This is a genomic window from Peribacillus sp. FSL E2-0218 (assembly GCF_037992945.1).
GTDB lineage: Bacteria > Bacillota > Bacilli > Bacillales > DSM-1321 > Peribacillus > Peribacillus simplex_B.
This window is the reverse complement of the sequence record NZ_CP150304.1, coordinates 4,766,839-4,793,274: the sequence shown is the minus strand read 5'-3', so window position 1 is coordinate 4,793,274 and position 26,436 is coordinate 4,766,839. Positions and strand designations below refer to the sequence as shown.

Annotated in this window: 21 protein-coding genes, 1 tRNA gene and 1 riboswitch; of the genes, 15 read left to right on the top strand and 7 right to left on the bottom strand. The window is 43.2% G+C overall.

The window, feature by feature from the left end; genetic code table 11:
• Positions 1 to 164 precede the first annotated feature (164 nt).
• Both MHI53_RS23230 and MHI53_RS23225 read left to right on the top strand, forming a co-directional pair.
• Positions 165 to 235 (top strand) — tRNA-Cys (locus MHI53_RS23230).
• 608 nt (positions 236 to 843) lie between these two features.
• Positions 844 to 1,332 carry a tetratricopeptide repeat protein gene (locus tag MHI53_RS23225; protein WP_340372396.1) on the top strand — a complete coding sequence of 163 codons (489 nt, stop codon included), beginning with the start codon at positions 844 to 846 and terminating at the stop codon, positions 1,330 to 1,332.
• Positions 1,333 to 1,557: 225 nt separating this feature from the next.
• Here the strand turns inward: MHI53_RS23225 and shc are convergent, their stop codons facing one another.
• From shc to MHI53_RS23210, 3 genes are all read right to left on the bottom strand, one after another.
• Positions 1,558 to 3,453, bottom strand: coding sequence for a squalene--hopene cyclase (shc, locus tag MHI53_RS23220; RefSeq protein WP_340372395.1), 1,896 nt, complete (start codon positions 3,451 to 3,453; stop codon positions 1,558 to 1,560).
• Positions 3,454 to 3,612: 159 nt separating this feature from the next.
• Positions 3,613 to 5,268, bottom strand: coding sequence for a M14 family metallocarboxypeptidase (locus MHI53_RS23215; protein ID WP_340372394.1), 1,656 nt, complete (start codon positions 5,266 to 5,268; stop codon positions 3,613 to 3,615).
• Between the two features lie 267 nt (positions 5,269 to 5,535).
• Positions 5,536 to 5,805 (bottom strand): DUF1450 domain-containing protein, encoded by a 270-nt coding sequence (locus MHI53_RS23210; RefSeq protein WP_185113035.1) that lies wholly within the window; start codon positions 5,803 to 5,805, stop codon positions 5,536 to 5,538.
• 326 nt (positions 5,806 to 6,131) lie between these two features.
• On the opposite strand from MHI53_RS23210, the gene MHI53_RS23205 reads away from it, so the two are divergent.
• From MHI53_RS23205 to MHI53_RS23180, 6 genes are all read left to right on the top strand, one after another.
• On the top strand, positions 6,132 to 7,082 hold the full coding sequence (locus MHI53_RS23205) for an ABC transporter permease (RefSeq protein WP_340372393.1): 951 nt from the start codon (positions 6,132 to 6,134) through the stop codon (positions 7,080 to 7,082).
• A complete protein-coding gene (locus MHI53_RS23200) occupies positions 7,075 to 8,022 on the top strand; it encodes an iron chelate uptake ABC transporter family permease subunit (protein WP_100532970.1) in 948 nt (315 codons plus the stop codon). The genes MHI53_RS23205 and MHI53_RS23200 overlap by 8 nt, the downstream gene beginning before the upstream one ends.
• A complete protein-coding gene (locus MHI53_RS23195) occupies positions 8,016 to 8,774 on the top strand; it encodes an ABC transporter ATP-binding protein (protein WP_340372392.1) in 759 nt (252 codons plus the stop codon). Before MHI53_RS23200 ends, MHI53_RS23195 begins: the two co-directional genes overlap by 7 nt.
• A gap of 204 nt (positions 8,775 to 8,978) precedes the next feature.
• Positions 8,979 to 9,926 (top strand): siderophore ABC transporter substrate-binding protein, encoded by a 948-nt coding sequence (locus MHI53_RS23190; RefSeq protein ID WP_340372391.1) that lies wholly within the window; start codon positions 8,979 to 8,981, stop codon positions 9,924 to 9,926.
• A gap of 312 nt (positions 9,927 to 10,238) precedes the next feature.
• On the top strand, positions 10,239 to 11,597 hold the full coding sequence (locus MHI53_RS23185; RefSeq protein WP_340371729.1) for an IS1182 family transposase: 1,359 nt from the start codon (positions 10,239 to 10,241) through the stop codon (positions 11,595 to 11,597).
• 1,130 nt (positions 11,598 to 12,727) lie between these two features.
• Positions 12,728 to 14,695 (top strand): LTA synthase family protein, encoded by a 1,968-nt coding sequence (locus tag MHI53_RS23180; protein ID WP_061142383.1) that lies wholly within the window; start codon positions 12,728 to 12,730, stop codon positions 14,693 to 14,695.
• A gap of 61 nt (positions 14,696 to 14,756) precedes the next feature.
• On the opposite strand, the gene MHI53_RS23175 is transcribed toward MHI53_RS23180, so the two are convergent.
• Positions 14,757 to 15,377, bottom strand: coding sequence for an RraA family protein (locus MHI53_RS23175; RefSeq protein WP_340372390.1), 621 nt, complete (start codon positions 15,375 to 15,377; stop codon positions 14,757 to 14,759).
• A 434-nt stretch (positions 15,378 to 15,811) separates the two neighbouring features.
• Positions 15,812 to 15,991 carry a hypothetical protein gene (locus tag MHI53_RS23170; RefSeq protein WP_340372389.1) on the bottom strand — a complete coding sequence of 60 codons (180 nt, stop codon included), beginning with the start codon at positions 15,989 to 15,991 and terminating at the stop codon, positions 15,812 to 15,814.
• Positions 15,992 to 16,109: 118 nt separating this feature from the next.
• Between MHI53_RS23170 and MHI53_RS23165 the strand changes: the two genes are divergently transcribed.
• The 5 genes from MHI53_RS23165 to MHI53_RS23145 all read left to right on the top strand — a co-directional run bounded on the left by MHI53_RS23165 (position 16,110) and on the right by MHI53_RS23145 (position 21,090).
• Positions 16,110 to 16,439, top strand: coding sequence for a DUF948 domain-containing protein (locus tag MHI53_RS23165; protein ID WP_340372388.1), 330 nt, complete (start codon positions 16,110 to 16,112; stop codon positions 16,437 to 16,439).
• 254 nt (positions 16,440 to 16,693) lie between these two features.
• The gene (locus tag MHI53_RS23160; RefSeq protein WP_061142387.1) at positions 16,694 to 17,224 is read left to right on the top strand and encodes a YhcN/YlaJ family sporulation lipoprotein; all 531 of its coding nucleotides are present in this window, start codon (positions 16,694 to 16,696) and stop codon (positions 17,222 to 17,224) included.
• 154 nt (positions 17,225 to 17,378) lie between these two features.
• Positions 17,379 to 18,887, top strand: coding sequence for a spore germination protein (locus MHI53_RS23155; protein ID WP_081092417.1), 1,509 nt, complete (start codon positions 17,379 to 17,381; stop codon positions 18,885 to 18,887).
• Positions 18,888 to 18,910: 23 nt separating this feature from the next.
• Positions 18,911 to 20,011: a GerAB/ArcD/ProY family transporter gene (locus MHI53_RS23150; protein WP_061142388.1), complete on the top strand. Its 1,101-nt coding sequence runs from the start codon at positions 18,911 to 18,913 to the stop codon at positions 20,009 to 20,011.
• Positions 20,008 to 21,090: a Ger(x)C family spore germination protein gene (locus tag MHI53_RS23145; RefSeq protein ID WP_340372387.1), complete on the top strand. Its 1,083-nt coding sequence runs from the start codon at positions 20,008 to 20,010 to the stop codon at positions 21,088 to 21,090. Before MHI53_RS23150 ends, MHI53_RS23145 begins: the two co-directional genes overlap by 4 nt.
• A 151-nt stretch (positions 21,091 to 21,241) precedes the next feature.
• Here the strand turns inward: MHI53_RS23145 and MHI53_RS23140 are convergent, their stop codons facing one another.
• Together MHI53_RS23140 and MHI53_RS23135 are read right to left on the bottom strand one after the other, a co-directional pair.
• Entirely contained in the window at positions 21,242 to 22,693 is a 1,452-nt protein-coding gene (locus MHI53_RS23140; RefSeq protein ID WP_061142390.1) for an amino acid permease, read from the bottom strand.
• Positions 22,694 to 22,791: 98 nt separating this feature from the next.
• A riboswitch (Lysine riboswitch) is annotated at positions 22,792 to 22,974 on the bottom strand.
• 213 nt (positions 22,975 to 23,187) lie between these two features.
• A complete protein-coding gene (locus tag MHI53_RS23135; RefSeq protein WP_340372386.1) occupies positions 23,188 to 24,150 on the bottom strand; it encodes a LacI family DNA-binding transcriptional regulator in 963 nt (320 codons plus the stop codon).
• Positions 24,151 to 24,734: 584 nt separating this feature from the next.
• On the opposite strand from MHI53_RS23135, the gene MHI53_RS23130 reads away from it, so the two are divergent.
• The gene (locus MHI53_RS23130) at positions 24,735 to 25,658 is read left to right on the top strand and encodes a zinc ABC transporter substrate-binding protein (protein ID WP_340372385.1); all 924 of its coding nucleotides are present in this window, start codon (positions 24,735 to 24,737) and stop codon (positions 25,656 to 25,658) included.
• Positions 25,659 to 25,670: 12 nt separating this feature from the next.
• Positions 25,671 to 26,426 (top strand): metal ABC transporter ATP-binding protein, encoded by a 756-nt coding sequence (locus MHI53_RS23125; protein WP_340372384.1) that lies wholly within the window; start codon positions 25,671 to 25,673, stop codon positions 26,424 to 26,426.
• Positions 26,427 to 26,436: the final 10 nt, after the last annotated feature.

The following is a 26,436-nucleotide window of genomic DNA, read 5'->3' as shown; positions in this document are numbered from 1 at the left end:
CCTCCGTTCCAATCCACTGTGCTTGAAATTAAACTAGACTCCATTACCCATCGCCGTAAAAGGATTATGTATCATGGTTAAGTTTTATAATTTTATTCACATTTATGATGGAGCGGCATAATGTAAAGGTAAGGTCATATCATTTATTATTTCTATATTGATACGGCGGCATAGCCAAGTGGTAAGGCACAGGTCTGCAAAACCTCTATCATCGGTTCAATCCCGATTGCCGCCTTAAAAAGACATCTCCTATCGTTCTGGAGATGTCTTTTACTTTTTATTGTTTTCTACTTCCAACTTAGGAAGGTGTGAAAAATATCGCTTAGAAGATACGCGTCCTACGGAGACCTGGCTTGCGTAATTGACCGAAGATCGGACCGCCTCTGGAAAGCTTAGTGCGTTCAGCGGAATAAGACGGACAATGTGCACTCAAAATGATGAGGAATGGAAATCTTATTCCGTTTTCACGCGGAGTGGAATGAAACGGAAGGTGCGAGACTCCTGCGGGAAATGCGGTCAAGGTGAGACCCGCAGGCGCATGCGCCGAGGAGGCTCGCCGACCGCCTCTGGATAAGGGAGCACCTGCAGTGCAATGAAACGGTCTTAGGTATAAACCAGCCTAAACTGTGGGCACTCGGAATTCCATATTGTTGTTCGCGCAGAGATCATCGAAACGTAAAGCGAGTGCCGAAGCAGCGATTAAAGTGGGAAATCTTTTAAGAATGATTGTGGAATGTTTTCTATCAACCCTTTCTTCCTTTTTAGAAGAATGAAGCAGGAAATGGTGGTGTGCCTACCGAAAGAGGGGGATGTAAGTACTTTCATTCAATGGAGGAATGTCGGATGGAGAGTTTAGCGAGGGCACTGTCCTTAAGAGCAAACAAAGAATATGAACAATCGAGTCAGGTATTGCAGGAGTTGGCGAAGCGAGATCCCGGCGATGCAATCATCCGGTATCACTGTGCCTGGAGCTTGGATATCCTGGGACTTGAGGCGGAAGCGGTTCCGCACTATGAAGCGGCCATCGGACTGGGATTGCCTGATGAGGAAGCAAAGGGTGCCTACCTAGGATTGGGAAGTACATATCGCACCATCGGGAAATATGCGCAAGCAATACGGGCATTGGAGGCGGGTCTGGAGAAATTTCCTGGCGACAGGGCTCTAGTGGTATTCAGGGCGATGGCCCATTATAATTTGGGGCAGCATGATTTGGCCATGGAATCTTTATTGAAAGTGATAACGGAAACCTCGAATGATCGCGAAATTCAATCATATGCAAGGGCGATTGAATTTTATAGCGATAAACTGGATATCGTTTTCACGGAAAAATGATCAGCCATCCCCAAATTATCCACATAGGGTATAAAAAACAAGATGTGAATGACGTTACGCACAAATTTTATATGGATTAATCAACAAAATGGCACGTTTAGTCAAGGTATCGGGCAAATAGATGTGGATAACCCGGGATTGTGGATAACATTTCTGTTTCATTCCGTCCTTTTCCACAGGTAATCCACATATTCACCATTTTTGCTAAAAAAACAGCAGGGAAGGTTAAGCATTCAGGAATTTGTTTTTGTAATGGCTTAAGGCCAAAAGCGGATAGATATAGCGATAGCTGTGATAGTGGATATATAAAAAATCCGCCATTGCCTGCCCAACAGGATAATCATCGGTCCAGCTGCCGGCTTGACCGGAGCGGATCAGATAGGCGACGCCCTTCTCTATTTCCGCTGTCGGTTCTTCGGATACCGATATCAACGCATCCACCGCCCAGGCTGTATGGGTCAGGGTACTGGCACCTAGCGGAATATACCGTTCCTTGATGTCACTGTAGCAGGACTCACCCCAGCCGCCATCTTTATTTTGGATTTTCTTCAACCAAGCGGCTGCTTTTCGGATGGAATGATGTTCACTTGATTGCCCTGCTGCCTTCAGGCCAGTGAGGGCAGACCATGTGCCATATAGATAGCAGATTCCCCAGCGCCCATACCACGAGCCATCACGCTTCTGGTCGTGCAACAGCCAGTCGATCGCTCTTTTGCTTGCTTCCTCAGGCTTCTTCATGTTTGTATAATTCCCTAGGAATTCAAGCGTCCTTCCGGTCAAGTCAGCGGTCGAAGGGTCTGTCAGGAGATACTTGGAACCTTCCAGAGGCAGTAGCTGGAGCCATGTATGGTCGTTGTTCCGCTCGAAGGCAGGAAATCCGCCATCGTCATTTTGCATGGAAACGGTAAAGGAAACGCCGCGCTGCCAACTATCCCGTTTATCCGTCGCTTCACGGATTTGGTTAGAGAGCGCCCGGAGCGTGGCTGTCGTATCATCGACATCCGGGTTCATCGTATTCAAATCGGAAAATCCCCAGCCACCCGGGATTGCGTCAGGATTATGAATCAACCAATCTCCATACATATAATGCTGGCGTGACAGTAAATATTGATTGGCGGCGTGAACAGCCTCGTCTTCAAATGAGATGCCTGCTTCTTGAAGTGCGTAGCTGATCAATGAGGTATTCCAAACATCTGCATTCGTAAATTGGATATGCGTCTGACCATCAATGGAACAAGCCATCCCCTTCAATCCTTCCACTGCCTTGACGATCACCGGATCATTTTTCGAATATCCAATGGAAAGGAGTGCAAAGATCATGAAGAAGGTGGAACCGAAATAATTATAAAGCGTTCCGTCCGGTTCAAGTCTATCGAGCATATACCGCTTCGTTGAATCCAAGGCCAAGGAATGCAAGTAATCGGGAAACCCGATCAATGCTTTGACGCCGGATTGAATGGTGGAGAAGAATGAGCGATATTCTTCCGTCCGATATTCCTCCCATACGTGCTCCTCGGATCGTTCCTCCCTCGACAGGAACAAATCTTTTAAACTGGGAGCGTTGGAGCTCTTGATCTGAAACCGTTCATGACCAAGTAATAGGATGGGGATCATATTGACGCGCCCATATACGGAAAGATCATAGATGTTGACGAAAAAGGTTGGCGGCAGTAAGACAGCTTCAAGAGGAATCGGGAAAAAGCGCGGCCAGTTATATTGCCCGGTGACCGTGAGCATCATTTTGGTCAATGCTTTGGCCTGCTTGATCCCGCCCTTGGAAAGAATGAATTGTTTCGCTTTTCTCATATGGGGATCATGTTTAGTTCGGATGCCGCTATAGAGCAGACCATAGTAAGCCTCGATCGTTACCGTAACATTCCCATCCAGTTCGTCCGGGAAGAGCTTCCATGATCCGTTTTCGGTTTGCCTGCTTTCGATTCGTCTTACTAGAGCTTCTATAAGAGGAGGATCTTCCATATCCAGGATTTTTAATATGATGATCATATAGGCATCTGCAGTTATCCCGGTATCAAATGGATAATTCCACGAACCATCAGCGGATTGGTCCTGCTTCAAGCATTGAATAAGGCGGTCGATTTCCACTTGTACTTTTTGGCTCAAAGATGTTCCCCCTTAAACACTTTTTAATTAATATATATATTCGGAAGTCGCCGGTGCATTCGGGAAATCGGATCGTTTAAAGCATTTCAGGATGGGGGAACAGAAAACGCCTTGGCGATATAATCAGCCAAAGCGTTTTTTTTTATGAACCAAGATCGATCATTTAGCGGGTAACGAGGATTGGTGCATATAGCGGTAAACCGGAAGTTCCTTCCCTTTTACAGCAGGGATGAAATTGAAGGTCACATAACTGTCTATCCCTTCAGGCTCGAGCGCCAGGGAGATGAAATTGGCATCGGCCTGGGCCATATCGAATACATAGCTCCCTTTTGGGAAATCACGTTTCTTCTTTGTTATGTCGGTGGTGACTGCCCTTGTCGCATGTCCGCTTTCCAGTTCCGGAGATACCTTTATATCCCTGACTTTGTAGCCTTCAACAGATATTTCCATCGGTTTTTTTAATTTTTTCACGTCTACACCCAATAGCTGAAGTTTGTTGGCGATTTCTTTATATTCAGGCGGAAGGATGTAGGCTGTCGGGCGATCCCTGACAAGGGTAGGGTAGGCATCGGTAGAATCGAGCCAATCGATTGGGGTATTGACCAATTTTGCCTTCGCTAGATCGACTACTGCCAGCCGTTGATTCTTGACTAACTTATTCTCGCTGGCAATGACAATCTTGTCCTTATCATTAGCCTTTCTGCCTTTTTCGACGACTTCATGCTCTGCCTGTTTGACCACTTTTTTTACGGTACGTGCCTGATCGGCGGCCGTTTTAATGAATGCTGCCTGCGCGGTGGCCTGGGCAAAAACCCGCCGTTTAAAATCGGTCCGGGCAATATTGATGCCCCTTGTTTCAATTAAATAGGTCATCGTATTTTTCAAACCGAGGGCGTTTCTGCCGATGCGGGCCTCGGTGCTCCCTTCAGTAGCGGTAAGGACGCCGGCATTAGAAGTATCGAGTGTATAGTAATCATGATAGGAGAGCTTTTCCTTTTTCAACGTTTTAAAAACATTCGGTAAAAGCAGCTCATCCGAAGCTTTTCGAAGCGGCTCCGGTATATTCAGATTCTTGGCTGAGGAGATGAGTAGATCATAGGAAGAGATCGATCCATTTGCGCCTACCTTTTTAAGGGGAGCCGGATTGACGGTATATTCATGTACATCAAGAATGACTTCAGGCTCATAATCATCGATCGCCTGATGGATCTTCTGTACTTCAGGATATTCCACTTTTAAATAATCGCGATTCGCATCCATATCATTGGCCGTATATCGTTTGAAATAATAAGAGCCATCTGGATTGACGCGCGGAACGATGGCTACATTCACTTTCTCGAGGACATCGCCAAGCGTACCATCTGCCAGCCATTGGGCAAGGACTAATGTTGATTCACCAGCTGCGGGTTCATTCCCATGAATTTGGCCTTGGATCCAAATCAATGGTTTGTGGCTATCCTTCCGCGGATTTTTTGAATCCTTACTGAAAAGCAGCATCGGGATATCGCGTCCCTCCGTGGATTTTCCTATCGTCTTGAGATGGATGTTCTTATTTTTACGGGTGAGGGATTTGATATAACCAATCAATTCTTCTTGGCTTGTAAAGGCGATCTTGTCTTGCTTAAAGGCAGGGGTCTTGAAAGATACGGCAGGTTCTGGGAAAAGATAAGAGAGATCATCAGGTTGAATATAGCTTGGGCCATTTCCGTAATAAGGGGTGAATTCTTCTGCCTTGGCGACTGGACTCTGGCCAGGCAATCCAGTGACAAGACCTAGTGTGACCGCTGATAAGATGGTTGGAATGATTTTTTTCACGAAGCTCCTCCTTGTTTATCTTTTTCCATAAATTATCATATTTTTCACTAGGTATACAGTATAAAAGAAAGATATGGTAAAAAACAGGGAGAATCTACTAGATTGATAAGGATATTGCGTGGCTTCTGGCCCGGTAGGGGTACTCAGCTTCCAGGCCATTCCCCCCCTTATGGAATGGCTGAATAGCAAGCCCGCAAGTGAAGATTGATTTTGTTCACCCAGCTGAAAATGAAGAAAATGCGAATCAGCCTTTGGCTTGACCCGCATTTATTTTAAAGCTTCTTGCAATTGGTCCAATAGATCATGTGAATCCTTTCCACGCATGATCTGGCCGTTCACTTTTGCATAAGATGTTTCCTTACATAACTTGCATTCACTTAAGCATTCATATTCCTTATATTGAATCCGTGGATTGGCTAGAAACTTACCATATTCAGCGATCGTTTGGTCGGTAGTGAAGCGGTCCAGGTTATTTTGGCAAAATTCAATCTGGATTTTTTCTTTTTTGGTGAACATTTTGGAAAGGAAGGTTTTCATCATATCGCTTCTTTCGTTAGAAGAGTAAATATTTGTTAGTTTGATTTTATCATTTCCAGGAGATAAATGCATGGATGGATTATCCAACTTCATTACAATATGACTAGCTTTAATTAATAAAAGTAATTCCTTTGTATATATTGACACATATCTAAGAAGTGTTAGAATAAGGGTGACCTTGATAATGATAATGAATCTCATTATCAAAAAAATAACATTTGTAGTAGGAATAAGAACATAAGACAGATAAATAGTCTTAATTCATATATTCTTAATTAAAAATAGTATCGCTGTATTTACTGAGATAGGAAGAGTAGGGAATGTAGATGAAGATAAGATATTTAGTTATTGCTTTAGTCATTTTATCCTTTACTTCATTGTTCATTGGCGTAAAGGATATTACCCCCCTCGATTTATTGGACTTAACCGATGATAAAGTGCAGATCATGCTGCAAAGCCGTCTCCCCAGAATGGTTACGATCATCATTGCCGGAGTGGTGATGAGCATAAGCGGACTGATCATGCAGCAATTGAGCCGCAATAAGTTTGTTTCGCCCACCACTGCAGGTACGATGGATTCTGCAAGGCTTGGCCTCCTGCTTGCCCTTATCATCTTTCCATCAGCCGCCCTTATCGAGAAAATGGTATTCGCTTTCATATTCGCTTTGGCAGGTACCTTCTTGTTCATGAAGATTCTTGATCAAGTCAAATATAAGGATACGATCTTCATTCCATTGGTTGGGATGATGTTTGGCAATATCGTCGGTTCCATCTCGACCTTCTTTGCTTACAAATATGATTTGATCCAAAGCCTCAATACCTGGATGAATGGCGATTTTTCGATGATCATGTCGGGAAGGTACGAGCTTATATATGTTAGTATCCCGTTAGTCATTCTCGCCTATTTCTTTGCCAATAAATTCACTGTGGCAGGCATGGGCGAGGAGTTCGCCATCAACCTGGGGCTCAATTATAAATTCGTCGTCAACTTCGGCTTGGTTATCGTGGCCTTATCCTCGACAGTCGTTTTGCTGACGGTGGGGACCATACCTTTCATAGGATTGATCGTACCGAATATTGTATCCCTTTACCTTGGTGATAATTTGAAAAACAGCCTTTCTCATACAGCGTTGCTAGGGGCCGTGTTCCTATTGTTCTGCGATATTCTGGGCAGGATCATCATTTATCCATTTGAAATCCCGATCGGTCTCGTGGTGGGTGTGATAGGAAGCGTCGTATTCATCTATCTGATAATGAGGAGAAAGGCATATGAATAATAAAAGTAAGATCATCATCTTAGCCGTTCTTGCAGCGGTCCTGACGGCAGGTTATATCTTTTGGGATCTTGGTCCGAACTGGGATTATGCACTTCCGAGAAGGGTCATGAAAATTCTCGCCATCATTGTGGTAGGCTGCGCAATAGCCTTTTCAACCGTGATTTTCCAGACGGTCACGAATAATAAAATCCTGACACCAAGCATTTTGGGATTGGACTCCATGTATATGCTGATCCAGACCGGAGTGATTTTCCTCTTTGGTTCTACGCACATCCTGATCATGAATAAAACACTTAATTTCCTGATTACGCTGACTGCGATGCTCATTTTTTCCAGTTTGCTGTTCAAATTCATGTTCAAGAAAGACCGCAATATTTACTTCTTGTTGCTTATCGGGATCATCTTCGGGACACTATTTGGCAGCATGTCTTCATTCATGCAAGTGTTAATAGACCCGAATGAATTTCAGATCATCCAAAATAAAATGTTTGCCAGCTTCAATAATGTCAATACAGATCTATTAACCTTGGCCATCATCCTCATGATAGCGGCAATGATCTATTTCATGAGATTTTTGAAGTATTTGGATGTCATGTCCCTCGGGAGGGACCAAGCCGTAAACCTGGGTGTCGATTATGATTTTGTCACGAAACGGGTCTTGATCGTCGTGACGATCCTGATATCCATTTCTACTGCCCTGATCGGCCCCATCACATTCCTCGGGTTACTTGTTGCCAATGTGGCTTACCAATTCATTAAATCCTATCGCCATAAACACATCATCCCGGGGGCGATGCTGATCAGTGTGATTGCCTTGGTCGGCGGTCAATTCATTGTAGAGAGGATCTTCACATTCTCTACTACCCTAAGTGTGATCATTAACTTCATTGGCGGAGTGTATTTCATCTATCTTCTATTAAAGGAGAATAAATCATGGTAGAAGTGAGAAATTTATTCAAAAAATATCATAATAAGACGGTGGTCGAGGACGTTTCCCTTGAAATCAAGAAAGGGAAAATCACTTCCTTCATCGGTCCCAATGGGGCGGGGAAAAGTACCGTCCTTTCGATGATCAGCCGGCTCATCACCCGTGATTCGGGGGAAGTCCTGATTGATGGGAAGGATATGGGGACATTCACTAGCAAGGAGCTTGCCAAAAAAATCGCCATTTTAAAGCAGGCGAACCATATCAATATCCGGTTGACGATTCGTGAACTCGTCGCATTTGGCCGGTTCCCATATTCACAAGGTAAACTGACTAAAGAGGATTGGAAGTATGTCGATGAAGCGATTGACTATATGGAGCTTGCCGACATGCAGGAGAAATACCTCGACCAGCTAAGCGGCGGGCAGCAGCAACGGGCATTCATTGCCATGGTCATTGCCCAGAATACGGAGTATGTCCTTCTTGACGAACCTTTGAACAATCTGGATATGAAGCATTCCGTTCAAATCATGAAGGTATTAAGGCGATTGGCAGATGAACTTGGGAAGACGGTCATCATCGTCATCCATGATATTAATTTTGCCTCCTGCTATTCCGATTATATCGTGGCATTGAAGGACGGCAAGGTCGCCCATAATGGGCCTACCGAGCAAGTCATTAATTCCGATGTATTGAAGGAAATCTACGATATGGATATTGAAATCCAAAATATCAACAACAATAAGATTTGTGTGTACTTCACATAAGCACCAAACCAATCGGTTTTTAATTACTTCAGTAATCGTAGCCGTTCCATAAGCACTTCGCACATTCAGTTGGCTGTAAAGAGTTGGCGGGCGCCCAAGATTATAGCCGCCTCCTGTTTCAGGGAGAAGTGGCGAAGGTGATTGTGTGATGGTGAGGATGCGTAAAGTGATTTTAAATAAAAAATATTTTTCGAGGTGACCAAAATGATAAAGAAAATATCTATATTGCTTTTAATTGCAATGCTGGCTGTAGTGGCTGTGGCTTGTGGATCAGATAAAGATAAAGAAGAAACAGGTACGAAAAAAGAAAGTGCCAAAAGCGAAGAAATGACCGTTAAGCACCAATTAGGCGAAACGAAAGTGAAAACGAATCCTAAAAAAGTTGTGGTATTCGATATGGGTGCCCTTGATACTCTTGATAAATTTGGTGTGGAAGTGGCGGCCGTCCCTCATGATGGACTTCCGAAATACCTTTCTAGTTATAAAGATACAACAGAGAATGCAGGCGGGTTAAAAGAACCTGACTTCGAAAAAATCAACGAGCTGGCTCCGGACCTAATCCTGATATCTGGCCGTCAATCTGAAGCATATGAAGAATTAAGCAAAATTGCGCCAACAGTTTTTGTAGGTGTCGATACGACAAAGTATATGGAATCCTTTAAAGAAAATGTAACGCTTTTAGGTAAAATCTTCGGTAAAGAAGACGAAGCAGCTAAAGAATTGGCAACTGTTGAAGAACACATTAATGCATTGAAAGAAAAAGTTCCAGCTGATAAAAAAGGCTTAATCGTTCTTGCAAACGGCGGTAAAATAAGTGCATACGGTCCTGATTCAAGGTTCGGAATCATCCATGATGTATTCGGAGTGCCTGCTGTCGATGATAAATTGGAAGTGTCTACACATGGTCAAAGCGTTTCTTTCGAATACATTGCGGAAAAGAATCCAGATTATCTATTCGTTGTCGATAGAGATGCGGTTGTCGGTGATGGCGCAGCAGCAAAAGAAACAGTGGAAAACGATATCGTGAAAAATACTAAAGCATTTAAAGACGGTAACATCATTTATCTTGACCCTAACTACTGGTACCTATCCGGAGGCGGACTTGAATCCGTTGATGAGATGGTGAATGAAATTTCTAAAGGCATCAAGTAAGGGAAACATAAGCAAAGCCTGTCCTCGATTGAGGGCAGGTCAGACTGTAGACAAACTCGATGAAAATCGAGTTTGTCTATTTTTATGGCCTGTACAATTTAGACGTTGATTTCCACTCCAGGCACTCGCTTTCCGCGGGCGGTCGGGGAGCCTCCTCGGCTTTGCCTGCGGGGTCTCCCCTAGACGCGCTTTTCCCGCAGGAGTCTCGTACCTTCCGTTCCAATCAACTTTGTCTTACCTTTTAGATAGAACACTTTTGACTGGAGTCATTTTTGTTTTAAAATTGAAGTATTAAAACTTGAGGTGATGAGGATGCTTTCTAAACATGATTCTATTCAGCGAGATCAACTTGAAATGATTACTTTAGATCAACTGGTGCCACCGAACCATTTGGTTCGTAAAATGGAGGCTGCCATTGACTTCACTTTCATTTATGACTTGGTGAAAGATATGTACTCAGAGGTAGGACGCCCAAGTATTGATCCAGTTATTTTAGTTAAACTGACTTTCATTCAATATACCTTCGGTATTCGTTCCATGCGTAAAACGATTGAAGAAGTTGAAACCAATATGGCTTACCGTTGGTTCTTAGGCTATGGTTTCCATGATAAAGTACCTCATTTCTCTACGTTCGGAAAAAATTATGAGCGACGCTTTAAAGATACAGACCTGTTTGAACAGATTTTCTGTCGCATTTTAATGACAGCTGCTAATAAAAAGTTAATAAGTGTAGAACACGTTTTCGTGGATTCCACACATGTGAAAGCCAGTGCGAATAAACGGAAATTTGAAAAGAAAATCGTTCGTAAAGAAACACGAGCGTATCAAGGACGTCTTCAAGAAGAAATCAATCAAGATCGTGAAAACCATGGAAAGAAGCCTTTTCCACCAGATAAATTTGATAAGGAAGAAACCAAAGCAATTAAAGAAAGTACTACGGATCCTGAGAGTGGCTACTATGTGAAAGATGAACGAACAAAACAGTTTGCCTATTCATTCCATGCGGCCGCAGACGGCAACGGTTTTGTATTGGGAACGATTGTAACACCTGGTAATACACATGACAGTCATATTTTGGAGCCACTTGTTGAGCAAGTGATTGAGAAAGTTGGAAAACCAGAAGCAGTTGCCGCAGATGCAGCTTATAAAACACCAGCGATTACAAGCTACCTATTTAACAAAGAAATCACACCTGCTTTACCCTATACACGTCCTCGTACAAAAGAAGGATTCTTTCGCAAACATGACTATGTTTACGATGAACACTTTGATTGTTACCTTTGCCCTTCGGGAGAAACTTTAAAGTACTCAACAACAAATAAAGAGGGCTATCGCGAGTACAAATCGCCCAAACAAATTTGTGCAACATGCTCATTTTTATCACGGTGTACGGAAAGCAAAGACCATCAAAAAGTAGTGACACGGCATATCTGGCAAGCATATGTGGAAGAAGCAGATCATCTGCGTCATCATCAAGAGGTAAAACCTATATATGCGAAACGCAAAGAAACGATTGAGCGTGTATTCGCAGATGCAAAAGAAAAGCATGGTATGCGTTGGACTACTTTAAGGGGACTTAAAAAATTGTCGATGCAGGCGATGCTTACTTTCGCTGCCATGAATGTAAAGAAGATGGCCACTTGGACATGGCAAGGTCCTAAAATGGCTTAACATAGTGGCTCGAAGAGCCCAAATCTCGTAACCTTTGATCAAAATTTCAAAGGAATTTCAAAAGGGGTTCGGAATTTTTTAATTCCGAACCCCTTTTGTCTACAAACTGGCCTGTCCTCGGTTGAGGGCAGGTTTTTTGGTTTTTATAATAAATTTTAATGAAATTAGATATATGTAACGAAGAGAATCAGGAATCATTGAAAATGTAAAAGGGGATTATAAAAAGGGCCGGGCATGGGTGTAAGGTACGTATCCGGCAGTCGATATGGACTGGGTGCCAATGGGCTAAAAATCGTCCAAATTAGCCGCAAAAAAATAGTTTCTTCCTATTATAATGGAAACAGCCGAAAGGATCGATGTTTGTACGTGAATATGTTCCATCGCAAACGCTTATTGGCAATCCGTTTGGAAATTCCACCCTGGGATGGATTGAAAAATTCCTTCGTGAAATTTTCGTGACATTTTCGGTTTGTTAAAAAGTAAGGAAAAGCAAATAGGATCATTGGATTTATCCTGGAATGATGTCGAAAAAAGGCGGCAGGGGAAAAAAACATGCCGTTATTATTTTGTTAGATTATGGAAGTTGTGAAGAGCGCTGACATATACGAATATAAGGGGGAGTAACTGTTGTGAAGAAATGGAAAATCGGGTGCCGCTGAATGGCCAGGCGAATTTTTACTTGTCGAAATATCTGGAAAGAAAGCGCGGACAATCCAATTGCATGCAAAAGAAACGAAGATTTATATCTTTACATATTTTGTAATGTACTGGTGTTTTTATTAAGAGTCGTTTATAATGGTAAAAGCCTGAAGGAAGTGAACGTAAATTGTTACAGTCATCCATCGTCCCTGAAAAAGTTACGGTTATATTTATTGGAATAAGATCAGGGAATCTTATATATTTGTTATAGTTGTGTTGAACATTCAAGACGGATCCTGTTATTTTTTCGAAGGCTTGTTCATAAGCTAAAGAAGTGTTACATGAGGATAAGCAAATGAGTGACAAAAAGTGGTTTGTCATAATCTTGACTATCCGAGCGAAAGAATGCTATCATAAGTTCTGCGATTTTCCGTCTAATCCTTATGCAAAAGTTTATATAAATAAACCACTAGATTAATAGAGGTGAAAGCATGAATAATTTTCTTAAAAAAAGCCGGCATTTATTTGCAAATAACATACTAGGCTTTTTCTTTATTGCAGTAGTATTGTTTTGGATAAAAACTTATATTGGATATCGAGTCGAATTTAACTTAGGCCTTGAAAACGGCCTCCAGCAGTTCCTGCTGTTCATAAACCCGATTAGTTCAGCCATTTTATTCTTTGGCTTGGCACTATTGGCGAAAGGCAAAAAGTCGTTTAAATGGATTATCAGGCTGAACTTATTGATGTCTTTATGGTTGTTCTTCAATATCGTTTATTACCGTTCATTTACCGATTTCATCACATTGCCGACTTTGACACAAGTGCAGAATGCCGGGGATTTAGGGCCGAGTATTCTGGAATTATTTAAAGGACATGATGTATTTTATTTCCTTGATACGGTCCTGTTGATCGTGTTGTACCGATTCAGAAACTTTAAAATAGAAGAATTCAGAGTAAAACGCCGTACGATTGGATTGGTTTACTTGGCGGGACTTGCGATCTTTGCGATTAATTTGGGACTTGCCGAAAAGGATCGTCCGCAATTGCTATCAAGGACTTTCGACCGCAACTATATCGTCAAGTACTTGGGAATGTTCAACTATACGGTTTACGATGCTGTTCAAAATACAAAAACGTATGCGCAGCGGGCAACTGCAAATAGTACGGATATCGCAGAAGTGGTCAACTATACGAAGGCAACAAGCGCTGAACCGAATCCTAAGTATTTTGGAAAAGCTGAAGGCAAGAACGTCATTTACTTGCATTTGGAATCCATGCAGAATTTCATGATCGATTATAAATTGAATGGAGAAGAAGTAACTCCATTCTTAAACTCACTTGCACATGATAATTCAGATTTCATGTATTTTGATAACTTCTTCCATCAAGTGGGCCAGGGTAAAACAGCAGATGCCGAATTCATGCTTGAAAATTCCCTATTCGGTTTACCGCAGGGGGCAGCATTCACAAACAGATCGCAAAACACGTATCAAGCTGCACCAGCGATTTTAGGGCAAAAAGGGTATACCTCTGCCGTTTTCCATGGTAATTATAAATCCTTCTGGAACCGGGATAAGATGTATAAGTCCCTAGGCTTCAATCAGTTTTTCGATGCTAACCATTATAATATGGAAAACAAAGAAGAAGTGCTTAGTTATGGTTTGATGGATAAACCGTTCTTCAAAGAATCGATTCCGATGTTAGAAACGCTTAAACAGCCTTTCTATACAAAATTCATAACTGTATCTCATCATTTCCCATATGCGATGGATCAGGAAAAAGCAACAATCGGTAAACAAACGACCGGCGATGCTTCGGTCGATAATTACTTCCAAACAGCACGCTATGCCGATGAAGCATTAAGGGAGTTCTTCGATTATCTGAAAAAATCAGGTCTATATGACAACTCGGTAATCGTTATGTATGGTGATCATTATGGTATTTCCGAAAACCATAAAGAAGCCATGTCAAAAGTGCTTGGCAAGGATGTTGGCGCATTTGAAAATGCCCAATTGCAACGTGTACCATTATTGATTCATGCACCGGGTGTTAAAGGTGGGGAAATGCATCAGTACGGAGGACAGATTGACCTCCTTCCGACCTTATTGCATCTGTTAGGTGTTGAATCCAAGGATTATGTACAATTCGGTTCGGATTTATTGTCAAAAGATCATAATGAAGTAGTGCCTTTCAGGAATGGTGATTTTGTAACACCAGATGTCACCTCCATTAAAGGGAAATACTACGATACGAAAACAGGCGAATTGGTCGAGGAAAATGATGACATCCTCAATTATAAAAAGAGAGCTGAAACGATGCTCAATTTATCCGACCAAGTCGTGAACGGGGACTTACTCCGTTTCTACACGCCGAATGGCTTTAAACCAATAGACCCTACTGATTATGATTACACGTATGAAGAAGATGGTTCAAAGGAAGCCGAAACAGGCAAATAAAGCAAAACAAACGAAACAGGCAGGAAGCCATTGCTTCCTGCCTGTTTTTTTTTGTTTGCGATCATGCTTTATTGGTCATCAAGGCGATATATTTTCTAATTTCTGCAGGCTTTCCTGCGTACTTTTCGGCCCGTTCCTCATCCTTTTTGATTTTATCTTTTGCGTGTACCAGGATTTCTTCTCCCCTTGCTTGAGGAATGACCACGACCCCATCTGCGTCCCCGACGATGATGTCCCCCGGGAATACGGCAACTCCGCCACAGGATATGGGGATATTCGTTTCTCCAACGCCTGACTTGCCGCTTGAGGCAATGGTGCTCCCTTTGCAGAACACAGGGAATTTCAGGTCTTTGATCGCCTCAAGATCACGAATGACCCCGTCGACTACGAGCGCACCGATTTCCATCGTCTGCATCATGCCGACGACAAAATCTCCCGCTATCGCCCGGTATGTATCGCCTTTACTATCTACCACGATTATATCTCCAGGCCTTGCCTCAGCGATCGCTTTTAAGACCGCTGAATTATCACCGACAGGCACCTGTACCGTCAAAGCCCGTCCAGCAAAACGATAATCCCCATCCAACGGTTTGATAGCCGAATCCAGATTACTCATGCCCCCCATCGCATCCGAAATGGCCGTAGTGGGTAAATCCCTGAACTGTTGAATTAGCGCATCCATGAATAAGACTCCTCCTTGAAAATGCATGATATAGCTTCATTATACACAATTTTTATAATTTTCCATTTTATTATTTTATCAGCATTTCAAGTGGAATTAGGAAGAGGACTTTGGGACAAAATGGAATGTTTCTTACCTACGTCGGTAATGGGTCAATAAAAGGAACGTTTTTTCTTTTAGATGAGGCGAATATTAAAGCTCCTTAACCTTCAAATGACGGGGTGCTTTCCATCTAGATGAGAGAACGAATGGGGAAATGGTTGGGGAGAAAGGTACTACTGTGCAGGGCTAATCTTTGTTTAATCAATCGTTTGATTAACCTTTTTTTGCGTGGATATCCATTGGCTCCTAAGCTTTTAACTGGCTGAAGGTCGTTATGTTACTGACGGCAGCCAGTGGAGTGGAGTTTTCCTGACAGAGGTTTGTCGAGCGCGTCAAAGCAAGATCAATACAAGGACGGAGGCTGCGAGTGTGATCCAAAGCGGGCTGAAGATTTCTGGATGAATGATCAAAAAAATGATTCCTGCTATAACGGCAGCCTGTTGTATGGTGATATGCCTGATGAAGTGCATCCCAGCCTTGAAGCAGGCTTTGAGTAGCGGCATCTGATTCATGTTCATTCCTCCTTTTTCTTTTAATAATATGACCAGGCATAGAAGAAAATACATGGGGATTCGTTTTACGCCTAGGATTAAGGGTATAGTAAAGATAAAACAAGAAGGAGGAATTTAGGTGATCATTGTCTACATCAGTCTTGCCCTCTTTATCGGAGCTCTTATTTATTTAGCTTTTTTTGCTTTCAAAACATTCAAGGATTCCAAGCCGACAATCGAGAATGTGAATGAAACGGTAACGCGCATCCAGGCAAAAACGGATCAGATCAAATCCGAAACCGATCAGCTCTCCATGACACAGAAGGAGATCACTGAAGATGTTCAATATAAAAAAGAGGCTGTCCAATATACGGTGGATGCAGCCAAACAATCACCAGAACCATTCAAGAATATTTGGTATACGATAAAAGGCGATAAGCTGAGCATCAGAAAAAGAAGTGATGGGTAATCCGTTAGCACTTTCAAGAGTGGAAGGAAAGCCTGGGAAAAGCAACTTAAAGGAGATACTGTCTGTATTTTGCAGACGGTATTTTTTTGTGTTCCCATTTAAGGGGATATCGAAGGCTAAGTGCCTGCAGTGCAATGAAACGGTCAAATTTTAACGCCGTACGAATGTATCGCACTTGATGATATCGATTTTTTCGAATAATTCACCTCCTCCATGCAAATAGTAACGTTAAACCATTAGAGAGGGGTGTAAGGATGAATTATAAAGCGATAATATCAAGTGCGATGGTGGCATTGGTGATAACAGGCTGTAATTCCAATACTAAAGAAGGAGCAAGTGAGAATCTTGGTCTGAATCGCACGAACCAAAATAATTATGAAAATCCAATGAATGTTAGTGACACGAGGCAAAATGTTAATAACATGCAAAATAATGCTAATGACGTAAGCGATATGAGGGTTTCCGATGATATCTCCAACCGTGTCGAGGCTCTAAAGGAAATAAAGAGCGCCAGGGTCATTGTGACGGATCATCATGCATATGTAGGAGCTGTACTCAATGACAATAGTGGAGCTAAAGATATCTCGAAGGACTTGAAGAATAAAGTGGCAGATGCAGTAAGAGGAGCCGATTCATCGGTGGATAAAGTATATGTATCGACGAATCCTGACTTTGTTCAAAGGATGGATGGGTATGCGAATGACATACAAAATGGAAAACCTGTTGCAGGATTCGCTGATGAATTCCGTGAGCTTGTAACCCGCATTTTTCCAAGTTCAAGGTAAGTAAATCGAGTGCAAGGGCCTATCCGTGATTCATGCTTTTAAAAAGGCATGAAATCCGGGAGGCCTTTTCCTTTTTTAGGCAGCTTTGAGTAACTTTAAAGAGAGTGGTTACACTAACAGAAAACTGGAGGATCTGTCATTAGGGGGTGGGAGTGTGAGATTTTTTAAGGTCAAAAAAGAAAATGAGGTAGCCGCTTTTCAGGAAACACCCAAGGATTTTCAGCGATTGCGTAAGCTGTTTGAAGCATCCAATGATTTTCTAACCTTCCAATTCCCCGATGAGGATGGCTATACGATTTCTTTTTTCGATTCACTGGTCAGTGATCAAAAGCTGCATGAACATATACTGGCTGTTATCAATAATCAGCCAATGAAGAGTCTTCAGCAATTAAAAAGCGACATTCCAATGGAAAATATGAAAGTGACCTCGGATATCGTCATCATCCAACGAATGGTCATGGCAGGATCAGTCATGATTCAATCAAGAAAGGCTGATGATTCGTGTTTGCTCATTCCTTGCGTTCAAAGTGTGAAGAGGCAAACCTCGATACCCGAGTCTGAGTATACGGTGGCTGGACCGAAGGAAGCCTTTGTTGAATCGCTCGATACGAATTTGAATCTGATTCGTAATCGGTTACCCTCTCCCGAACTGCGCTCCAGGGAATTTCGGGTGGGGAGCATCTCGCAAACAAAGTTAGTTGTGCTCTATATGGACGGCATCGTTAATCAACAGATTGTAGAAACGGTGATGCAAAGAATCGCTGATATAGATTATGACACGATCGTCGACATTTCGTTTGTGAGCCAGATGATCACGGATAATCGGAATTCCATGTTTCCGCAGCTGATAGATACGGAGCGGCCGGATCATCTCGCCACCGTATTATCGGAAGGGAAAATAGGGATCATGCTTGATGGGTCGCCTCATGCATTGGTCGGTCCCAATACGATCATTTCGTTTTTTTCGTCATTCGAAGATTACTTGCAAATTTGGAACCTCGGCACTTCCTTTCGTTTGATCCGCCTATTTGCCGTTCTCTTTTCCATTTTTTCATCGTCCCTGTATGTTGCCGTCATCACCTATCATTATCAGGTGATACCAACTGATCTTTTGCCGATTTTAATATCGTCAAGGGGAGTGATTCCATTTCCTCCGATCTTGGAGGCGATCGTACTTGAAGGAACGATCGAGCTTCTCAGGGAAGCGGCGGTCAGGCTTCCTGCAAAGGTCGGTTCGACGATCGGCATTGTCGGCGGTATCGTCATTGGCACAGCTGCTGTGGAAGCAGGATTTGTCAGTAACGTCTTGTTGATGCTCGTTGCTTTGGCGGCCCTTGCATCCTTTACGGTACCGATATATCAAATCAGCAATACGATTCGCCTCATCCGCTTCCCTTTCCTGCTTGCAGCCCAGTTATATGGACTGTTCGGCCTGGTTTTATGCAGTGCCTTCATTTTAAGCCATTTGTTGAAATTGACTTCGCTTGGCAGCCCCTATTTAGAGCCGCTTTACCCGATGCGATTTCATGACTTTAAAGATAGTTTAATTCGCCTGCCTTTTTCAAAGCAGAAAAAACGCCCGCAATTTCTGCGAACGGAAGATCGAGTCAGGATAAGGAAGAAGGTTGAATCCAAAAGTTCACAGAGGGATATTGATGAATAAGGTCCGGAAAGCGGTGAGAGGGTATGGAAATCAAACCAAATGAAACGAAGCTGATATCAACATTTTTTGTTTTCTTCCTTATGCCAGGCATGCAGATTGGCGTAGGGGTTTTGGGATTCGAACGGTTCATCGCGAAAGAGGCTGGCCAGGACGCATGGATTTCGATCATCATTTCAGGATTGACCATCAATATCCTGGTTTGGATGTGCTATAAGATGCTGGGCAGAGGTACACAAACGCTAGATTTGGTTGCCATCCATCACGATTTGTTTGGGAAGTGGGCAGGAAATGCCTTCAATATTATTTTCATCCTCTACTTTACCGCCATTACCATCATCATTGTCAGGACGTATTTGGAGGTGATTCAGGTTTGGATGTTCCCAGGGGTGAATATCCTCATGCTTTTAAGCATCATCCTGATACTCGTGTATAGCTTTGTTGTGGGAGGGTTCAGGGTCATTACCGGTTTATGTTTGATCGGACTCGTAATCACTTCGCCCTTAATCCTTTTGAACTATTTTCCGTTAAAACACGCCCATATTGAAAATTTGGGTCCCGTTTTTGATCATTCCTTTTTGGAAATCATGAAGGCCTGCAAGAATATGACGTTGAATTATCTTGGGTTTGAATTACTCCTGATTTATTATCCATTCATCAAAAAGCGTGACCATTCGCAAAAGTGGGCGCATTTAGGGGTGCTGTTCACCATGGCGGTATATCTAAACTCCTTTATCGTTTCCATTGCCTACTACCATCGGGATCAGCTGAAGGATGTCATTTGGGCAACCTTGACCTTATGGAAAATCGCCGACCTTCCGTTCATTGAGAGGTTTGAATACATCGGCGTTTCTCTATGGCTGTTCATGGTGCTGCCGAATATTTGCCTAGGAATCTGGGCAGCAAGCAGGACGGCAAAAAGGGCATTCGGGGTTAGGCAGAGGAAGTTGTTGGTTATGTTTTTGCTCGTCATTTTAGTTGCCTGCCTTTTCTTGGATAACCGTCATAAGATCGACTTGTTCAACACGATCAGTTCACGTATAGGATTTTATATCATTTATGTGTATCTTCCGCTTTTATTCTTATCACAGACGATCGTTTATAAAGTAAGGGGCCATAAACCATGAACTTCAAATTGCTCTTGATTGCATCATGCTGCATCATACTGTCGGCGTGCGGAGTGGAAAAGCAAATATTGGAGGATATTTTAATCGCTGAAATCGTCGGCTATGACGATGCTGGTGAGGATAAAATCAAAAGTACAGTCGTTGTCAGTGTGCCCCAGCCAGGAGAGGAAGCGGATCTAGGGAAAGAGGTATATGAAGCGATTTCCCATGATATAAACGCCACTCGGCAGCAAGAAAATGCCAAAACGCCATTTCCCATCGTCGGCGGGAGACTGACAGTCATCCTGTACGGTGATGAATTGGCTAGAAGAGGGCTGAATGATTATGTAGATACATATCGGCGTGACCCGATGGTGGGAAGGGACCTGTTTTTGGCGATCGTTGATGGCAAAGCGGAGGATGTCGTAAGGATGGAGCCGAAAATGGTCAGGACTCCAGGCGTTCAAGTAAAAGAGTTGATCGAACAGAATATGAGGACGAATTTGACTGATGTAGATTTACATAAGTATTTATATGCAAGTCATGGTAACGGCATCGATCCGGTCATGCCCTTATTGGAAAAGGCGGACGACCAAATAATCGTGAAAGGGATCGCCCTGTTTAAAAGGGATCAATATATTGGCAAATACATTCCTTATGAGGACGGTTTTTTATTCAAGATCCTTAGTGAAAATTTTAAATTGGGGAGTTATGAAATTAAATGGAAGGAAAATGATTATACAACTATCGATAATGTGGAATCACGTGTCCGTTATCGCATCACGAATGCCAATCGGAACCCGAAGGCCAGGATTGAAGTGGAATTGAAAGCAAATCTGCTGGAGGTTCAAGGCTTCGACTTGAACAAACCCGTCGACGTGAACAAGATAGAAGCCAAAGCGGAACGTATCCTCGGTAAGAAACTGAATGAGATGGTGACCATGTTTCAAAGGTATAATATAGATCCGCTGGCACTCGGTGATCATGCTAAAAGTAAAACGAGGAATTTCAATCGTAAACATTGGGAAGAGGTGTACCCTCATATTCCGATCGAAGTGGATTTGAATATCGAAATGATTCAAACGGGAATCTCGGAATGAACGAAGAATATCCGGAAGTTCCCCCTTTTAATAAGGTATTGCTGGATGGGGTGGGCAATTTTAATCGCTGGAGGGAAGCGGAATCGGCCAATGAAATGAGAAAAGGACCCGGCTTCCCCCTAAATGGCGGAGACCGGGTCCTTTATATGGATCATTTCGTTTTAAGATCGCATTCCTCAAGGGGAATGACTTTCGTTTTATGCTTCCATTTATAACCCAACCATAGGGCGAAGAATAAAAACAAGCCGATGTAGGATACGAACATGGAATTCCAGTCGATCCCGTCGCTTGTGAAGGCTTGGTAGCCTTGTCCAATGATAATGATGATGCATAGAACAAGTGCAAAGATGGGACCGAATGGGAATCCTTTGGCCCTATACGGCAATGCATTCAAGTCAAGCCCTTGGGCTGAATATGCTTTGCGGAACCGATAGTGGGCAATCGCGATCCCTACCCAGGTAACGAAGCCGGCCATGCCGGAAGCATTCAATAACCAGATATACACGACGCCATCCCCGAAAAATGAAGCAAGGAATGCAAGGCAGCCAACTAAAGCAGTGACGATAAGTGCATTGACCGGAACTCCCCGTTTATCCAGCTTGCCAAGGAATTTCGGCGCTTTCCCGTCACGTGCCAAGTCCCAGAGCATACGGGTTGAGGCATACATGCCAGAGTTACCGGCAGAAAGTACGGATGATAAGATGATCGCGTTCATGATGGAGGCTGCAAAGGCAAGACCGGCACGCTCGAAGACTAGCGTGAAAGGACTGACGGCAACATCTTCACTAAGCAGACGTGAATCCGTAAACGGAATGATCATGCCAATGACGAAAATGGCAAGGATGTAGAATAAGATAATCCGCCAGAAAACGGATCTGATCGCTTTGGGAATGTTTTTTTCCGGATCTTCGCTTTCTCCCGCCGTCACTCCAAGCAATTCCGTGCCCTGGAATGAAAAACCGGCAGCCATGAAAACGCCTAAAATCGTGAAAAAGCCTCCATTAAAGGGCCCCTCGCCCATCGTGAAGTTGGAGAAACCGATGGGGTCCTTGCCGCCCATGATTCCAAGAATGATCAGAACACCTGTGATCAGGAAGATGATCACTGTTACGACTTTGATCATGGCAAACCAGAATTCGGCTTCGCCAAAACCTTTAACGGACATGTAGTTGATAAGGAACATCATGATCAGGGCAATGGCACTCCAGATAAACGAAGGCGTATCAGGAAACCAGAACTTCATGATCAGGACAACGGCTGCCAATTCGGCAGCAATGGTGATTGCCCAGTTATACCAATAGTTCCAACCGATTGCAAAACCGAAGGAAGGATCGACGAATTTGGATGCATAGACACGGAACGAACCGGCCACTGGCATGTATGCTGCCATTTCTGCAAGACTTGTCATTAAGTAATAAACCATGATGCCGATGACTGCATATGCCACAAGGGCACCGCCGGGACCGGCCGAATGGATGGCGCCGCCGCTTGCTAAGAATAAACCTGTTCCAATCGTGCCACCTAATGAAATCATCATTAAGTGCCGCGCTTTCAGGCTCCTTTTCAATTCAGTGGGGCTTGATGTTGGCTGAGAATTTGACAATTGATGTTACACTCCTTTTTTATTGGAAGGATACGGAAAAAACAAAAAACAGCAGTCGAAAAAGATCGACGGCTGTTTATAATAAACCCGTTTATCCTTCCGAAGATAGCTCCCCACGCTTTTAAAAAACGTGACAGTGATGTTCCTGTTCGGCAACACCGCCAGCGAGAATATACATGGAATATACCCTAACTTCGGCAACTTACCCTTTTTAACGGAGTCTTCAATTTTCCTGAATCTCGTCCGTTATACTCTTGTAAGCTGCAGCCTCTAACTCATCGGTAAATGAGGAAGTATTCAATTATGATGAATCGTTGCGTCTCTTTAATAGAAAACGTCGTACGATTTTTACTCATGCAATCGTTGATAGATTGCTAATGCTTGAGTAAACTTTACTATATTGAAATTATAAAATAATCTCAAAGATATAGCAATGGTTAATTTTAGTGGTTATTTTTTCCTAGGCGGGCAGAATCATCTCCCTACTGCCGACATTACACGGTCTTTCTTTTAATAAGGGCGTAGTCCAGTTTCACATGTTTAATGATACCGGGATTCTCGAATAAATCCACCGCCATTTTTCCGATCCACTCCAGGGGTAAGGAAATGGTCGAGATATCGAGCATCTCACTGAGGCTATCATTATTGAAGCCGAGGATGGCTACATCTTCAGGCACCCTTATGCCGGATTTATTGGCGGTAAGGATGAATCCGGCCGCCGTGTCATCATTCGTGATGATGATGGCCTCCGGCTTGTTTGGCAGCGAACTCCATTGCTGGAACAGCTGGACCCCGTCCTTGATATGGTAACTGCCCTCGAATAGCCACTCTTGATTGTTCATAAGCTGGTGCTTGGTCATGATGTCGTTGAAGGCCTTTGTCCGAAGATAACTGTTCCTGCTTTTTTTACGGCCGAGACTGTAGCCGATCTTCGTATATCCTTTAGCGATCACGTATTCAAGTGCACAGGAAAAGGCTGCATAATGGTCGATGCTGATGGATGACAATTCAGCCTGAGCCGTATCTTCGCATAAGATAATCGGTCCGTATTTTTGATAACTTAGGAGGACTTTCATTTCCGAAATCCGGGAGCAGATGATAATACCATCAAGTTGCTTCATTTGCAGCATATTCAAGGCTTGAATTTCCTTCTCTCTTTCATAATGGGTTTGAAAGATGACGATATGGTATCCGATTGCATTCGCCTGCTTCGTGATTCCATTCACGATAGCCCCGTAATACGGATGATTGGTGAAGGGGAGAATGATGCCCAAAAGGTTCGTTTTCCCCTTTGAAAGATGAATGGCATTGATATTTCGCGTATAATTCAATCGTTCAATCGCTTGTAAGACACTTTCTCTTTTATCTGGGCTAACATACGGATGATTATTCAATACACGAGATACCGTTGAGACGGATACACCGGCAAATTGGGCAATTTCTTTTATATTTGTCATGGGATCACCGTTTTTCTTTTATGATATTGTACCTTATGAAACCCATTTCAGGGCAAGATTGCAGTTGTTTCCGCTGGATATATTTTGGCATGGGGGGTTGTTATGATATGGGTTTCATCCTTTAAGATTGATTTAGGTCTTGAGGGAGGAGGAAATCGAAATGATTCAAACATTAATCACCCTGATCGCGCTTTGCGGAATCGAATTGGGATTGGCGTACTTGGCAATATCCTTGAAACCGGAAAAATGATGATCTTCAAATGCACAGCGCACCTCGGATAATCGGTTTTGAAAAAAGTCCTCTGCTTTATATTCACCTTTCACGCCCCGTTATATAACCCTGTCTCCATCGTTTCGTAAAAACACCATCTTTACTGCTGGGAATGAAGCATTCCGAGCAGTATTTGTGTTGGGGAAAATCATTGGAAAGTAAAAAAGTTGCACTCTTTTCGAATATTTGTGTATAGTATAAAATAAGTTGTGTGAAGGAAACTTTTTAGTATATAGGACAATATAAAAAAATTTACATTAAAATTTGCATTAGGTAAAAAATTTTAGAATGATAAAAAAGGGAGGGTATTTGGATGGGGTTTCTAAAAACGATCGGAGGGGTGCTTGCTGCAGTGCTGATCTTAACAGGATGCGGCAATGACACGGCCAAACAGGATAAAGGCAATGGCAAGTTGAAGGTCGTCGCCACAACAGGAATGATTGGGGACTTGGCTGAGAATATCGGCGGCAAACATGTTGAGGTCACTAGTTTAATGGGACCAGGTGTCGATCCCCATCTATATAAGGCGACTCAAGGTGATGTGAAGACTCTGGATTCGGCCGATATGATTTTTTATAACGGAGTCCATCTGGAGGGGAAGATGACCGATATTTTTGAAATGATGGGCAAGAATAAACCGACGATCGCCGTAACGGAGGATTTTAAGGAAAACCAGCTTCGTAAAGTAAGTGCAACGGAACATGATCCCCATGTTTGGTTTGATGTGAAGCTATGGATCGTTGCTGCAGGGGCGGTGAAGAAGGAATTGATTGCCAATGACCCAGATCATGAAGCGGACTATCTCTCGCATTATGAAAAATATGTTTCGCAGTTGGAGGAGCTGGATCGGTACGTTCAGGACGAAATAAATAAAATTCCGGAAGACCAACGGGTGCTTGTTACAGCGCATGATGCCTTCGGTTACTTCGGGCAGTCATATGGTTTGGACGTAAGGGGGCTTCAGGGAATCAACACATTGTCGGAATATGGATCAAAAGATGTGACGGATATGCGGAATTACCTGGTGAAGAACGAAATAAAAGCGATTTTCATAGAGTCCAGCGTTCCGAGGAAGGCGATAGAGGCTGTCATTCAAGGAGCTGCCAAGCAGGGCCATAGCGTGAAAATCGGCGGTGAATTATTCTCGGATGCGATGGGTGAAAAAGGTACGGAGGAAGGAACCTATATAGGAATGGTCCGTCATAATACAGACACGATCGTCCATGCTTTGAAATAAGGGGGAGAAAAAATGGAGCAAGCGGCTTTGAAGGTTGAGAATTTAACGATCGCTTATCATAAAAAACCGGTTGTGGAGGATGTCTCATTCGAGGTGCCGGAAGGGAATTTAATCGGTATCATCGGCCCTAACGGAGCAGGGAAATCGACTTTGATCAAGGGGATACTCGAATTGGTTCCGAAATTATCCGGAGACATCACAATCAAGGGCTCTACGTATAAGTCGATGAGAAAGAGCATCGGCTATGTACCGCAGCGGGAATCAGTGGATTGGGATTTTCCGACCAATGCCCTCGATGTCGTGATGATGGGGAGATATGGCCACCTTGGCTGGCTGAAGCGTCCTGGCAAGGCTGAACGGCAAAAGGCGATGGAATGCCTCGATAAGGTGGGTATGACCGAATATGCCAACCGTCAGATCAGCCAGCTCTCGGGCGGACAGCAGCAGCGGATTTTCCTGGCTCGTGCGTTGGCCCAGGAAGCGGATATCTACTTTATGGATGAACCGTTCGTGGGGGTCGATGCAGCAACCGAGAAAGCAATCATCCAATTGCTGATGGAATTGAAGGAAAAAGGAAAAACGGTTCTAGTCGTGCACCATGATCTATCGACAGTCAAGGAATATTTCGACTGGACGATGCTATTGAATAAAAGATTGATGAAAATTGGCCCGACTGGAGAAGTGTTCATTCCCGAATATTTGCAGGAAACCTATGGAGGCCGCTTAGCGATATTGCCAGATGCAAAGTCAGGCTTGTTATTGAAATGAGGTGTTCACG